This window comes from Tsukamurella spumae (assembly GCF_012396015.1).
Lineage (GTDB): Bacteria > Actinomycetota > Actinomycetes > Mycobacteriales > Mycobacteriaceae > Tsukamurella > Tsukamurella spumae.
In genome coordinates, this window is record NZ_JAAXOQ010000003.1 from 170,552 (window position 1) to 184,558 (window position 14,007).

Consider the following 14,007-nt stretch of genomic DNA (forward strand, 5'->3'; position numbering starts at 1 on the left):
GCCCCGTCAGAGCTTCTCCATCGGCAGGCCGAAGTGCGACATCAGCGTCATCGTGCCGGCCGAGCCGAAATCGAAGGTCGTCTGCTCCATCGTGCTGCCCTGCGCGGTGATCCGGGTGACGGTGCCCATGCCGAACGAGTCGTGCAGCACCCTGTCGCCCACGGTGAGCTTGAGCTTGTTCGAGCGCCGCGCCGGTTTGGGCTCCCGCTTGGACTTCCAGCCACCGTCGGCGCCCTGCGACCCGCCCCGACCGCCGTACGTACTCCCGCCCCAGGACTGACGGTCCTGCCCGAACACGCCGCGCGAACCGCCGAACCGAGCGCCCTTGGGCTCGGTGCGGCGCCAGTCGATGAGGTGCTGCGGGATCTCCGCGAGGAACCGCGACTCCGGGTTCTGCATGGGATCGCCCCACGTGGAGCGGATCATCGCGCGGCTGACGTACAGCCGCTCGCGTGCGCGGGTGATGCCGACGTAGGCCAGGCGGCGTTCCTCCGCGAGCTCGGCCTCGTCACCGAGAGCCCGCATGTGCGGGAACTGGCCGTCCTCCCAGCCGGTCACGAAGACGACCGGGAACTCGAGCCCCTTGGCGGTGTGCAGCGTCATCATCGTGACGACGCCCGCCTCGTCGTCCGGGACCTGATCGGCGTCGGCCACCAGCGAGACCCGCTCCAGGAACGCGGCCAGCGAGCCGGGCTCCGGAGCGCCCTCGTCGACCACCACATCGGTGAAGTCCTGCGCGGAGAACTCCCGCGCGACGCTGATCAGCTCCTCGATGTTCTCCAGACGCGCACCGTCCTGCGGGTCGGAGGAGCCCTCGAGCTCGGCCCGGTACCCCGTCTTCTCGACGACGGCGTCGAGCAGGTCGCCGAGGTCCTGATCGTCGTCCGCGGCGGTCCGGCGCAGGTCGGCCATCAGTCCCGAGAACGACGCGATGGCGTTGCGCGAGCGGGGGTTCAGCATGGCGACGGTGCCCTCGACGGCGTCGTCGATGGCGCTGCTGAAGGTGCCCCCGTGGTTCTCCGCGTGCACCGTGAGGCAGGCCTGGGCGCGGTCGCCGATGCCGCGGCGCGGGGTGTTGACGATGCGCTGCAGGCTGACGGTGTCGTTCGGATTGTCGATCGCGCGCAGGTAGGCGACGAGGTCGCGGACCTCCTTGCGCTCGTAGAAGCGGACGCCGCCGACCACCTTGTAGGGCACGCCGTGCCGGATGAACACCTCTTCCAGCACGCGGGCGGCGGTGTTGGTGCGGTAGAAGATCGCCACATCGCTGTACTTGACGCCCTGGTCCGCCAGCGCGTCGACCTCCGAGACCACGAAGCTCGCCTCATCGTGCTCGTTGTCGGCGACATAGCCCGTGATGAGCGTGCCATCGCCCTGATCCGTCCACAGCTTCTTGTCGCGCCGGCCCGCGTTGCGGGAGATCACGGCGTTCGCCGCGGACAGGATGGTCTGAGTGGATCGGTAGTTCTGTTCCAGCAGAATGGTTTCGGCGTTCGGGAAGTCGCGCTCGAACTCCTCGATGTTGCGGATCGTGGCACCGCGGAAGGCGTAGATCGACTGGTCGGCATCACCCACGACGCACAGCTCGCTGGGCTCCACGCCGTCCGCGTCGGTCTCCAGCCCCACGAGCTCACGCACCAGCACGTACTGCGCGTGGTTGGTGTCCTGGTACTCGTCGACCATCACGTGCCGGAACCGGCGGCGGTAGTACTGCGCGACATTCGGGTGCGACTGGAGCAGCGCCACCGTCTCCCCGATGAGATCGTCGAAGTCGAAGGCGTTCGCGCCGCGCAGGCGGGATTGGTAGGTGCCGTACACCTCGGCGACGGTGACCGCGAAGGGCTCCCCCGTCTTCGCCGCGTCCACCGACGCCCGTTCCGGGTCGATCAGCTCGTTCTTGAGGTTACTGATGTGCGTTGCCAACGCGCGCGGCGCGAACTTCTTCGCGTCCAGCCCCATGTCCTTGACGATCATGGTGAGCAGCCGGCGCGAATCGTCCGCGTCGTAGATGGAGAAATTGGAGTTCATCCCCGCCAGCAGCCCGGCCTGGGCGCGCAGGATCCGCACGCAGGTGGAGTGGAACGTGGAGACCCACATGATCTTCGCGCGAGGACCGATGAGCCCGGCGACGCGCTCCCGCATCTCCGCGGCGGCCTTGTTCGTGAACGTGATCGCCAGGACCTGCCCCGGGTGCGTGTTGCGCGCCGCCAGCAGGTAGGCGATGCGACGGGTGAGCACCGCCGTCTTCCCCGAGCCCGCGCCCGCGACGATGAGCAGCGGCGAGCCCTCGTGGAGGACCGCCGCCCGCTGCTGCGGGTTGAGCCCCTCCAGTAGTTCCTGCCCGCGCTCCTGCCGCTCCACCTGCGCATTCGAGCGCGAGAAGGGCTGACGTTGGCGGAGTCCGGACTGCTGCGGTGCTGGGTTACTCATCTCCCGTCCAGCCTAGCCGGGGCGGGTGACAAGTTTCGGATCCGGCTCGGGCCACAGCGGGGTCGAGTACGTCCACGCCGCGACAACCTCCCCGCCGTATCGCCAGCTGAACACCGCAGCCGATCGCACGGTGTTCACGGGCACCGCGAAGTTCACCGCGGTCGAGTAGGTCTGCCCGCGGTCGAGAGTCTTGGGCCCGACCGGAACGGCCATCTTGGTCGCGTCGGCGGCGGGCCCACCGGACTTCACCTCGGCGCCCCCGACCTCGAGCACGAATTCGTCGGGGCGGAAGTCGAAGGCGACTACAGAGGCACCTTCGACCTCGATGTTCATGCCGACGCAGACGAATGCATGATCCGTTTCGCAGGGCGTGATGGCCGACCACCCCGATGACGACACCGTCGCCGCGGAGTAACCGCGAACCGTCCGTAGCGTCTGGCCGGCCACCCCGGTCGTGGGGTAGGTCTTGCCGACGAACAGGTAAACACCCTTGGGAGCACCGAAGATCTCGTTCGTGAGCAGGCCGTTGGCGAGTGCGATGAGCGCCATCCCGAGCATAGTGACCAGCACACGACGCAATACTGCGAACTGGGCGTTCATCATGCGAAAGTAGCACGGCGCGAGTGGTCCGTTGCGATCACGACGTGACGCACTTGGGCCCGTGAACGACGGTGTGTGTCATACGGATGAAGCCCTTGGTGTGAAGTATTCGCAGTTCAGTGCATCATGCAGGTCAGCGCGGTGCAGCAACGGGTGCCACGGCCGGCGCGGACGCCGGGACCAGCAGTCCGACCGGCCCGCTGCCCACGCAGACGACCAGCCCCGGCGTCTCCGCGCGCGCGACGAGACCGTCGCCCGTCCCCGTGACCCGGGCGTAGACGGTGTGCGCGCCCCTGCGGAGCGGCACGCGGACCGGCGTGGCCCCGCGCTGCTGCTGCAGGACGACGACACCGTCGGCCGAGGCGAGGTAGTTGAGCTCCACGACCCAGTCCCAGAACGCCAGCGGTCCCTCGAAGGCGAGGGCGGCGGGGGCACCGTCGTCGACCCGGGTACCGCAGGGGAAGGGCCCGAGCGGCAGGCTGCGGACCCGGGTGACGCGGCCGGGCTGGAATCGTCCCGACCGGTCGATGACGGTGGCCTCCCCCGCGTACTCCGCGAACCGCGGATGCGAGGGCTGGGTCGCGAGGATCCGCGAGAGGCGATTGTTCGGGCCGGACAGCCGGCTCAGGACATCGCCGTAGACCTCCTGATCGAGCACCTCACGCCCGGCGTACTCGACGGAGCCCGCACGCAGTTCGCGCAGGTAGGACCCCGTGGGGTTGTCGGCCCAGACCGGGGCGAAGCGAACGGCGGAGACGGTACCGCTGAGCGCGAACACGATCACGACGGCGATCCACAGGCGGCGATCCCTGGTGAAACCGGCGGATTTCGACAACACGAGGCCGAATCCGGCCTCCCGGGACCGGAATCGGCCGGATTCACGACGCAGTACCAGCGCGCCGGCCAGCGTGAGCACCCAGGCGAAGTCAGCGAAGTAGCGCAGCGACAGCGGCAGCAGTGGCGAGGTGTACTCGGAGCTGCGCAGGAAGAACACCGTCGAGGACACGCCCAGGAAGTACAGCACCGCCGCGCCCCAGGCGGCGAGCCCGCGCGGCGCGCGGAGCCCCGTGGCCAGCACGATCAACGCCGTGACCAGCAGGCCCACCACGGTCAGGGCGATGCCCGTCACCACCAGCGGCGGCCCGGGATTGGTGCGCGTCCACGTCCACGGCCCGCCGACCGCGGCCGGCGCGATCACGGCGTTCACCGACCGCCACAGCGTCCGGGCCGTGAACCCGACGGTGTGCGTGCCCGGCCGCGACGCCGTGACGGTCAGCCACAGCACGATCCACGCCGCGACGACCATCGCGAACGCGCCCCACAGCCACCGGCCGCGCCGCAACACCGTCCGCACGGGCCGACGGTGCCCCCGCAGGTAGGGCAGCAGGCAGGCCGTCGCCAGCGCGACGAACGGGATGACCAGCGCCTTCTCGAAGAACAGCAGCGAGAGCAGTAGCGCGAGCACGGCGTAGCAGCCCGAACGACGGCGGCCGCGCAGGTAGCGCACCGTCTCGGCGACCACGACCGCCGACCCGATCTGCAGCGGCAGCGCGTTGAGACCGGACGCCCACCACGCCATCGCCGTCAGCGTGAGCGGGCTGAACAGGAAGAACACGAACGGGACCAGCACCACCGGCCGCCGCCCGGCGACCACGACCAGGGCCCGCAGCGTGGCCAGCGATGCCAGCAACTGCAGGACCAGGATCGATGCCGCGGCCGCCGGCCAGCTCAGCGGCGCGACCTTGGTCAGGGCCGCGGCGGCGAACAGGGTACCGGGCATGAAGTGTCCGTCGTAGTCGACGAACCAGGCGCTCAGGTCGGTCAGCGGCCGCGACGCCCGCCCGATGAAGGCCACGTCGTCCCAGTAGAAGTTCCCCCGCGCGAGGACGTACGCCCGGACCGCGAGCGACACCGCGATGAGCGCCGCCGCGCCGACCCACAGGAGGCGCTGCGGAGCGGGGAACGAGGACGGACGCACGGTGCTCGATGGTAGATCCCGCGCCTGTGGAAAACTTGAACCCATGAGCACACCGGACGACACCGGCGCCGAGACGCCGCTCGCCGAAGAGGAGATCCAGGCCCTGCGCGAGGAGATCGATCGCCTCGACGCGGAGATCCTGGCCGCGATCAAGCGCCGCAGTGAGGTCTCGCAGATCATCGGCCGCACGCGCATGGCCTCGGGCGGCACGCGCCTGGTGCACTCGCGGGAGATGAAGGTGCTCGAGCGCTTCTCCGAGCTCGGCCGCGAGGGGCACACCCTGGCGATGCTGTTGCTGCGCCTCGGGCGCGGCCCGCTCGGCAGGTAGGGCCCGTCAGGCCCGGCCGACGCCCGCGAAGAATTCCAGCAGGCTGTTCGGGGCGTCCTCGCCGAGCATCATCGTCGCCACCTCGCCCGCGGACACCGCGGACGCCTCCGCGCGGTCGAACATCCCGCTCTCGTAGGCGGTGAGTGCGGCGTCGAGGTCGCCGGGATTCTCGACGATGTGCCGGGCCAGCTCGGCACCGTCGAACAGCGCGATGTTGGCGCCCTCCCCGGCCGGCGGGCTGACGTGCGCGGCATCGCCGACCAGCGTGACGCCGGGGACGTGCTCCCAGCGCAGCCCGACCGGCAGGGTGTAGAGCCGTCGTGGCACGAGCGGCGTGTCCGATTCGCCGATGAGGCGGGTCAGTTCCCCCGACCAGCCCGGGTACTCGGCCAGCACGCGGTCCGCCGCCGCGGCGTCCGCCCAGTCGATCCCGTCGGCCCACTCCTCGGGGACGTGCAGCTGCGCGTACGTGTGGACGATGTCGCCCGCCTCCGCGTGCGTGCTGATCCCCCGGCCCGGCGCGAGCGCGAACATGGCACCCTCCCCCACCAGCTCCGCGATGCCGGGGTGGCGGCTCCGGACGTCGTGCAGGTAGGTCTCGACGTAGGTGGTGCCGTAGTACGACGGTGCCGCATCCGTCACCAGCGCGCGCACCTTCGACCAGACCCCGTCGGCCCCGACCAGCAGTCCGGTCGGGACGACGGTCCCGTCGGCGAGGGTCAGCTCGTGCCGGCCGCCGCCGAGCGCGCGCACGGCGACCACCTTCGCGCCCCAGCGGATGGCGTCGGCCGGTAGGGAATCGATGAGGAGCTGCCGCAGCTCGCCGCGGAGCACCTCGGGCCGGCCGCCGTCGCCGTCGTCCGGGAGGTCGAGGAGGACGGTGCCGTCGCGACCGAGGGCCCGGGTCGCCTCGCCGCCGGTGTGGATCAGCTCGCGGAACTGCGCGGTGAGGCCGGCCGCCTCGATCGCGGCCTGGCCGTCGGCCTCGTGGATGTCGAGCTGGCCGCCCTGCGTGCGCGACATGGGCGTCGGCTCGGCCTCGTAGATCACCGCCTCGATGCCGTGGACGTGCAGGACGCGGGCCAGGGCGAGGCCGCCGAGTCCGGCGCCGATGATCGTGATGGGTGTGTGCATGGCGCTTCCCTTTCATTGGAACAACGTTCCATACGAGTTTGGAACAGCGTTCCATTCGTGTCAAGATGGAACCGTGCCACCCCACAGCCGCCGCACCGACGCCCTGTCCCGCGACCGCATCGTCGACGCCGCGATCGCCCTGCTCGACGTGAGCGGGGCCGACGCCCTGACCTTCCGCGCCCTGGGCAGCGCTCTGAACACGGGCAGCGGGGCGATCTACCACCACGTCGCCGGCAAGGACGAGCTCCTCGCCGCCGCGACCGACGCCGTCCTGCGGCCGATCCTCGCCGTGCCCGCGGGCGACCGCGACCCCCGAGAGGCGATCCGCGAGCTCGCGCTCACCCTGTTCGACACGATCGACGATCACCCGTGGCTGGCAGCCCAGGTGATGGCCGATCCGGGTCGGCCGGCGAACCTGCTGTTCAGCGAACGGATCGGCAGCGCAGTGCTGGCGATGGACCCGCCGGACGCGGCGCTGTTCGACGCCGCCACCGCGATCGTCGGCTATGTCCTGGGCGCGGCGGCCCAGAACGCCGCCAACGCGCGCTCGGAACTCGCCCGCAGCGGCCCCGGCCGCGAGGAGCTGCTGGGCGACGTCGCGGCCCGCATCGAGCAGCTGGACCCGGCCGAATTCCCGTACCTGCGCCGCATCGCCGGGACCATGGCCCGCCACGACGACCGCGCCCAGTTCCTCGCCGGGCTCGACCTGCTCCTGGCCGGCATCGACGCGCTCTAGCGCAGCACCACACCGGCGGTGATCCGTCAAGGATCACGTTCACGGTGCCGTCGAACCCCTGGTCGGAGGGCCCTTCTGCGCCAGACTGTCCGCATGCCCAGCCCTGACGACTACCTCGTGTGCGCCAGCCAGCGCAGCGGGAGCACCCTCCTCGTGGAGTCACTGGCCGCCACCGGCGTCGCCGGGCGGCCCGAGGAGTTCTTCCAGTACTACCCGTCCTCGTCGCTGTCGCCGCAGCCGCGCGAATGGTTCGCCGGCGTCGACGATCCGCCGCTGCTCGACCTGCTCGACCCGATCGACCCCGGCACCGTCGACCCGCGCGGCCCCGCGCAGTGGCGCGACGACGTGCGGCGCGCGGGCCGGACGCCCAACGGCGTCTGGGGCGGCAAGCTCATGTGGAACCAGACACCCGTCCTCGTGGCCCGCACCCGCACCGCGTCGGGCTCGGTCCGGACGGCCATCCGCTCCCTGTTCGACGGTGCCGACCCCCTGTACGTGCACGTCCACCGACCCGACGTGGTCTCCCAGGCGGTCTCGATGTGGCGCGCCGTGCAGACCCGCGTGTGGCGCGACGATCCCGATCACGACCGGGAGCGCGACGAGCGCGCGGTGTACCGCGCCGAGGGGATCGCCCACCTTGCCGGGATCCTGCGCGAACAGGAGCGGTCGTGGCGGGCGTGGTTCGCGTTCGAGGGCATCACGCCGCTCGAGATCGACTTCCACGAGCTCACCGCCGACCCGCAGAAGACGACGGCGCGCGTGCTGGACGCGATCGGGCAGGACCCGCAGCTCGCTCCCCCGCCGCCGCTCAAACCCCAGTCCAACGACCGCTCCAAGGAGTGGGCGGAGCGCTACCGCGCCGATGCCGCCGAGAACGGATACCCCGTATGAGCACTGTGACCGAACCGATCTCCGCCGTCGACGAGCTGCGCGTCCTCGAGGCCGAGGCGGTCCACATCATCCGCGAGGTGGTCGCGGAACTCGAGCGCCCGGTGCTGCTGTTCTCGGGCGGCAAGGACTCCATCGTGCTCCTGCGCCTGGCGGAGAAGGCATTCCGGCCCTCGCCGCTGCCCTTCCCGATCCTGCACGTGGACACGGGCCACAACTTCGCCGAGGTGATCGACTTCCGCGACCGCCGCGTGGCCCCGACCGCCGAGAACCCCGACGGGATCGAGCTCATCGTCGCCTCGGTGCAGGAGTCGATCGACGCCGGCCGGGTGGCCGAGTCCACCGAGTCCTCCGGCTCGCGGAACCGGCTGCAGACGCGCACGCTGCTGGACGCGCTGGAGGCCGGGAGGTTCGACGCGGCGTTCGGCGGCGCCCGCCGCGACGAGGAGCGGGCCCGCGCCAAGGAGCGGGTGTTCAGCTTCCGCAACGAGTTCGGCCAGTGGGACCCGCGGGCGCAGCGTCCCGAGCCCTGGTCGCTGTACAACGGCCGGATCCGCCGCGGCGAGTCCGTCCGCGTCTTCCCGCTGTCGAACTGGACCGAGCTCGACATCTGGCGCTACATCGAGCTCGAGGGCCTGGAACTGCCGCCGATCTACTACGCGAGCGAGCGCGAGGTCTTCGAGCGCGACGGGATCCTGCTGGCCGTCTCGGAGTTCACGCAGCCGCGCGCCGGCGAGACCGTGACCCGGGAGTGGGTCCGGTACCGCACCGTCGGCGACCTGACCATCACCGGCGCGGTCCGCAGCCGCGCCACCGAGATCGGCGATGTGATCGCGGAGATCTCCGCCGCCACCGTCTCGGAGCGGGGCGAGACCCGCGCCGACGACCGCACGTCGGCCGCCGCCATGGAGGACCGGAAGAAAGAGGGCTATTTCTGATGACGGACGTGCTGGCACCACCGACCACGCGGCAGCTGCTGCGCCTGGCGACCGCGGGATCCGTCGACGACGGCAAGTCCACGCTGATCGGCCGCCTGCTGCACGACACCGGCAGCCTGCCCACCGACCACCTCGACGCGGTCACCGACGGCGACGAGGTGGACCTCGCGGCCCTGTCCGACGGCCTGCGCGCCGAGCGTGAGCAGGGCATCACCATCGACGTCGCGTACCGCTTCTTCTCCACCGAGTCGCGCAGCTACGTGCTCGCCGACACCCCGGGCCACGAGCGGTACACCCGCAACATGTTCACCGGCGCGTCGAACGCGCACGTCGCGATCCTGCTGGTGGACGCCCGCAAGGGCGTGCTGCGGCAGACCCGCCGGCACGCCCGCATCGCGACGCTCCTCGGCGTGCCGCACGTCATCGCCGCGGTGAACAAGATCGACCTCGTCGACTTCTCCGCGGACCGGTTCGCGGAGGTCGAGGCGGAGCTCGCCGAGCTCGCGGTGCGGCTCGGCCTGGACGCGATCCCCGCGATCCCGCTGGCCGCCAAGCTCGGTGACAACGTGGTGCACCGCTCGGCGCGCACCCCCTGGTACGACGGGCCCACGCTGCTCGAGCACCTCGAGGGCGTGCCGCTGCGCGCACCGTCGGCCGTGGCCACGGAGCTGCGCCTGCCGGTCCAGTGGGTCTCCCGGCCCACCGCCGAGCGGCGCCGACGGTACGCCGGACGCGTCGCCGCCGGCACGCTGACCGTGGGCGACGAGGTGCTGGTCCTGCCGTCGGGCAGCAGGTCGACGGTGACGGCGCTCGACACCCTCGACGCAGACCGGGCGGTGGCGGTCGCGCCGCTGTCGGTGTCCGTCGAGCTGGCCGACGACATCGACGTGGGCCGCGGCGACGTCCTCGTCTCCGGCGCCGAGGGTGCGCACCTGCCGGTGAACGCCCGCGAGCTCGAGGTCACCGTCTGCTGGCTGGCGGAGAAGCCGCTGCGCGCCGGGGACCGCGTCGCGCTCAAGCACGCCACGGCGACGGTCCGCGCGACCGTCCAGTCGTTGGAACGGCGCCTGGACCCGGAGACGCTGATCGAGCAGGTCGGGCCGAGTGAGCTGGCGCTCAACGACATCGGCACCGTGACGCTGCGGACGTCGTCGGTGGTGGTGGCCGACCCGTACGCGCAGAACCGGGACACCGGCGCGCTGATCCTCATCGACGAGGCGAGCAACGACACCGTCGGCGCCGGCACCATCGCCGTGGCGCGCGAGGTGGTTCCCGGGCAGGCGACCCGCAACGACATCCGCTGGCACCCCAGCTCACTGGGCCGCGCGGAGCGGTGGGCACGGACCGGGCAGCGCGGCGCCACCGTCTGGTTCACTGGCCTACCCGCGTCCGGCAAGTCGACGGTGGCGGTCGCCCTCGAGCGGGCGCTGGTCTCGCGGGGCCGCGTCGCCTACCTCATCGACGGCGACAACATCCGCCACGGCATCTCCGACGACCTGGGCTTCTCCCCCGGCGACCGGGCCGAGAACGTCCGCCGCGTGGGGCACCTGACGCGCCTGTTCGCGGACGCCGGCGTCATCTCGATCGCCTCGCTCGTCTCGCCGCTGCGGTCCGATCGCGACATCGCCCGGGAGTTGAATCTCGCCGCCGAGATCGACTTCCTCGAGGTGCACGTCTCGACGCCGGTCTCCGAGTGCCGCCGGCGCGACCCGAAGGGCCTCTACGCCCGCGCGGACCGCGGCGAGCTGCGGGGCCTCACCGGTGTCGACGGGCCGTACGAGAAGCCGGAGGCGCCGGACCTCACGTTCGACACCACCGGTGCCGACACCGACGAGCTCGCGCAGCGGGTGATCGCGCTGCTCGTTCAGCGGGGAATACTGCAGGAGTGAGCTGCTGCACGCCCGAGGGCCCGGACCTACCGCCGCAGGCCGGCGCGGTGCCGGGCGGCGGCGCGCACCCGATCGAGCAGGCCCGGGTGCCCGCGGGCGCCTTCGCGATGGGCGACGCGCACGGCGAGGGCTACCGCGCCGACGGCGAGCTCCCGGTGCACCGGGTCGTGCTGCCGGGCTTCGCGATCGACGCGACGACGGTGACCGTCGCCGCGTTCGCGGCCTTCGCCGACGCGACGGGGTACGTCACCGACGCCGAGCGGTTCGGTGCCTCCGCGGTCTTCCGGGCCACTGCGGCCGACCCGTCGGCGGGGGTGCCGGTCCCCGGTACGCCCTGGTGGCTGACGGTGCCGGGCGCGACCTTCCGCGCGCCGGGCGGGCCGGGCAGCGTCGGACTGGACGAGCATCCGGTCGTGCACGTCTCGCACGCGGACGCGCTGGCCTACTGCGCCTGGGCCGGGCGGGCCCTGCCGACGGAGGCGCAGTGGGAGTACGCGGCGCGCGGCGGTCTCGACGGCACGCGTTATCCGTGGGGCGACGAGCACCCCGTGCCGGGCCGGGACTGCAATGTCTTCGTCGGCGCCTTTCCGGAGCCCGACGGTGCCGTCGGCACCGTTCCGGCGAGGTCCTACGCGCCCAACGGCTACGGCCTGTATCAGGCGGTGGGGAACGTGTGGGAGTGGTGCGTGGACCGCTATTCGGCTCGCTACTACCGGGTTTCACCGGAGCACTCGCCCGCGGGCCCCGACCGCGGCACCGCCCGGGTGCTGCGCGGCGGCAGCCACCTGTGCCACGACTCCTACTGCTACCGCTACCGCACGGCGGCCCGCAGCCACAACACTCCGACCTCGACGGCGAGCAACATCGGATTCCGCACCGTGTCCGATTCTGATATCGTGATTCCATAGATCCGATATACACCGGAGGTGCGACATGTCCGTATCGCTGCCTGAATTCCGCGACGCTCCACTCAAGTTGACCTCCCTGCGCGCGCCCGAAGGGCTCTTCGACCGGGCGCGGGAAGAGCTGGGCTACGCATCCAATCAAGACATGGTGGTCAGCCTCGTAGAGCTGGCGCTCAAGCAGAAGCTCCAGCGGGACATGATCAAGCGGATCGCTTCGAACCCGGACGGCCCCTACGCCGCGCTGGCGGATCCTGAGTTCCTCAAGGAGGCGCGGCGGTGACACTCCCCTTCGACGAGCGACCGGTTCCCCACATCGTCGACAACTCCGTGTGGTCGAGGATCCAGATCGGCCAGATCCGCGGCACCGCCCTGGAATCGTTCACGGTCGGCGGGAACTTCCTCGCGGCATGCGCGCCGCAGCTCCTCGAAGCGCTCTACTCCACACGTTCTCCTCGCGAGTGGGAGTCCGAATACGCCACGAACTGGGAGTTCCTCGATGTGCTGCACCCCGGCGTCGAAACTCACGCCGTCTCCGTCGAGCTGCAGCGCCGACTCTGGCACTCCGGCAACGTACGCGCGGCCGGCCCCGTCGACACGATGATCGCGGCGATCGCGATCCGCCACGACGCTGTGGTGGTGCATCGCGACAGCGACTACGAGCGGATCGCGGAGGTGGCGCCGGAGTTCCGGCAGGTGCGGGTGTAGGTCAGGCGTTCGCGGCGTCGGTGCGAGCCCGCTCGGCCGACTCGCGGGCGGCCGACTCGCGCGGGACCAGTTCGCGGCGCTCGCCCTGCGGGCGACGCGAGGGCAGCGGCGTCTCGTCGGCGTCGGGCTCCGCCCGGCCGGCGAAGAACGCGGCCATGAAGGCCTCGGCGATCGCGGTGCCCTCGGCCTCGGTCGGCAGCACGTCACCGGTCTCCTCGCGCCAGTCGGCGAGGATGCCGGCGAGGCGCCGCGCCACCCACCGGTAGGACGGCTCATCGACCACGTTGTGCCGCTCGTACGGGTCCACGACCAGGTCGTAGAGCTCACGACGGGGCCGCGGCGCGGCCGTCTCGTACGGGTCGAGCGAGGCGGCGGACGAGCTGTCCGCGATGTCGAGCGGCAGCAGCAGCGCGGGCCGGTCGGCGTAGTTCTCGATGTAGCTGAACTGCTTGGTGCGCACGGCGCGGATCGGGTCGTAGGCGTCGTGGTAGGTCTTCTGCGTGAACAGCCCGGCGCGCACCTGCTCACCGGTGGGCTCGAGGAGCTCCGCGGCGTGGGTCTCGCCGTCCAGGTCCTCGGGCAGGGGCAGGCCGAGGAGGTCGAGGACCGTCGGGGTCAGGTCGACGCCCGAGAACAGGTCGTCGTAGACGCGCGGCGCGAGGCCGAGGGCACGAGGCGGGCGGGCGATGAAGGCGACGCCGGTGCCCTCGCCGTACAGCGTCGACTTGGCGCGCGGGAAGGCGAGGCCGTGGTCGGTGATGAACAGGACCCAGGTGTTCTCAGCCAGGCCCAGCTCGTCGACGGTGTCGAGCAGCCGCCCGACCGCGGCGTCGGCGGCCGTGATACTGCCGTGCAGCCCGGCGAGGTCCTCGCGGACCTGCGCGGTGTCCGGGAGGAAGCCGGGGACGCCGATCGCGTCGGGGTCGGCCGGCGGGTACTCGTCCGCCGGGTACGGCCGATGCGTCTCGAAGAAGCCGGCGGTCAGGAAGAAGGGCTCCTCGTGCGCGGCGGCGTCGGCGAGCCACTCCTGCGAGCGCGCGACCACGTAGTCGCACAGCGAGTCCGAGACGTCGGCGGTGTCGAACCCGAGGCGCGTGGGGTCCGCGCTCTCGTGCTGCATGCCGAACAGCGCGCTGCGGTACCCCGCCTCGCCGAGCAACGACGGCAGCGTGCGCACGTGGTCGCGGTACTCGAAGCCGTGGTGCGCCAGCCCGACGAGGCCGTTGCGGTGCGGGTGCAGGCCCGTGAAGAGCGAGCCGCGCGCGGGTGAGCAGAGTGGCGCCGTCGCGTGCGCGTCGGTGAACCGGATGCCCTCGGCCGCGAGGCGGTCCAGGTTCGGACTGACCACGCCCTGCGCGCCGTAACAGGTGAGGTGCCGGCCCAGGTCGTGCCAGTGCACCAGGATCACGTTCTTCCGAGATCCGTCGCCCGCCGCCATGTCCACCACACCTCGACATTGCCACAGTGCACCGGTGC

13 protein-coding genes are annotated in these 14,007 nt (G+C 71.4%); 8 read left to right on the forward strand and 5 right to left on the reverse strand.

Annotation, left to right across the window (positions count from 1 at the left end):
• Positions 1-6 precede the first annotated feature (6 nt).
• The 3 genes from HF999_RS03730 to HF999_RS03740 all read right to left on the reverse strand — a co-directional run bounded on the left by HF999_RS03730 (position 7) and on the right by HF999_RS03740 (position 5,008).
• The gene (locus HF999_RS03730; RefSeq protein ID WP_168544573.1) at positions 7-2,430 is read right to left on the reverse strand and encodes a UvrD-helicase domain-containing protein; all 2,424 of its coding nucleotides are present in this window, start codon (positions 2,428-2,430) and stop codon (positions 7-9) included.
• A gap of 12 nt (positions 2,431-2,442) precedes the next feature.
• Positions 2,443-2,979 carry a hypothetical protein gene (locus tag HF999_RS03735; RefSeq protein WP_168544574.1) on the reverse strand — a complete coding sequence of 179 codons (537 nt, stop codon included), beginning with the start codon at positions 2,977-2,979 and terminating at the stop codon, positions 2,443-2,445.
• A 184-nt stretch (positions 2,980-3,163) separates the two neighbouring features.
• Complete coding sequence (locus HF999_RS03740) at positions 3,164-5,008, reverse strand: hypothetical protein (RefSeq protein ID WP_168544575.1); 1,845 nt, start codon at positions 5,006-5,008, stop codon at positions 3,164-3,166.
• Between the two features lie 43 nt (positions 5,009-5,051).
• Between HF999_RS03740 and HF999_RS03745 the strand changes: the two genes are divergently transcribed.
• On the forward strand, positions 5,052-5,336 hold the full coding sequence (locus HF999_RS03745; RefSeq protein WP_168544576.1) for a chorismate mutase: 285 nt from the start codon (positions 5,052-5,054) through the stop codon (positions 5,334-5,336).
• Positions 5,337-5,342: 6 nt separating this feature from the next.
• Here HF999_RS03745 and HF999_RS03750 read toward each other — a convergent pair whose 3' ends face one another.
• Positions 5,343-6,470 (reverse strand): FAD-dependent oxidoreductase, encoded by a 1,128-nt coding sequence (locus HF999_RS03750; protein WP_168544577.1) that lies wholly within the window; start codon positions 6,468-6,470, stop codon positions 5,343-5,345.
• Between the two features lie 73 nt (positions 6,471-6,543).
• Here HF999_RS03750 and HF999_RS03755 point away from each other — a divergent pair, with 73 nt between their 5' ends.
• The 7 genes from HF999_RS03755 to HF999_RS03785 all read left to right on the forward strand — a co-directional run bounded on the left by HF999_RS03755 (position 6,544) and on the right by HF999_RS03785 (position 12,531).
• The gene (locus tag HF999_RS03755) at positions 6,544-7,206 is read left to right on the forward strand and encodes a TetR/AcrR family transcriptional regulator (RefSeq protein ID WP_312854001.1); all 663 of its coding nucleotides are present in this window, start codon (positions 6,544-6,546) and stop codon (positions 7,204-7,206) included.
• Between the two features lie 93 nt (positions 7,207-7,299).
• Positions 7,300-8,097: a trehalose 2-sulfotransferase gene (stf0, locus tag HF999_RS03760; RefSeq protein WP_168544579.1), complete on the forward strand. Its 798-nt coding sequence runs from the start codon at positions 7,300-7,302 to the stop codon at positions 8,095-8,097.
• Positions 8,094-9,032 carry a sulfate adenylyltransferase subunit CysD gene (gene cysD, locus HF999_RS03765; RefSeq protein WP_168544580.1) on the forward strand — a complete coding sequence of 313 codons (939 nt, stop codon included), beginning with the start codon at positions 8,094-8,096 and terminating at the stop codon, positions 9,030-9,032. The genes stf0 and cysD overlap by 4 nt, the downstream gene beginning before the upstream one ends.
• On the forward strand, positions 9,032-10,921 hold the full coding sequence (cysC, locus tag HF999_RS03770; RefSeq protein WP_168544581.1) for an adenylyl-sulfate kinase: 1,890 nt from the start codon (positions 9,032-9,034) through the stop codon (positions 10,919-10,921). Before cysD ends, cysC begins: the two co-directional genes overlap by 1 nt.
• Positions 10,922-10,968: 47 nt before the next feature.
• On the forward strand, positions 10,969-11,829 hold the full coding sequence (locus HF999_RS03775) for a formylglycine-generating enzyme family protein (protein WP_446697298.1): 861 nt from the start codon (positions 10,969-10,971) through the stop codon (positions 11,827-11,829).
• 25 nt (positions 11,830-11,854) lie between these two features.
• A complete protein-coding gene (locus tag HF999_RS03780; protein ID WP_168544583.1) occupies positions 11,855-12,106 on the forward strand; it encodes a hypothetical protein in 252 nt (83 codons plus the stop codon).
• The gene (locus tag HF999_RS03785) at positions 12,103-12,531 is read left to right on the forward strand and encodes a PIN domain-containing protein (RefSeq protein WP_168544584.1); all 429 of its coding nucleotides are present in this window, start codon (positions 12,103-12,105) and stop codon (positions 12,529-12,531) included. The genes HF999_RS03780 and HF999_RS03785 overlap by 4 nt, the downstream gene beginning before the upstream one ends.
• Before the next feature lies 1 nt (position 12,532).
• Here HF999_RS03785 and HF999_RS03790 read toward each other — a convergent pair whose 3' ends face one another.
• A complete protein-coding gene (locus tag HF999_RS03790) occupies positions 12,533-13,969 on the reverse strand; it encodes a sulfatase family protein (protein WP_168544585.1) in 1,437 nt (478 codons plus the stop codon).
• Positions 13,970-14,007 lie beyond the last annotated feature (38 nt).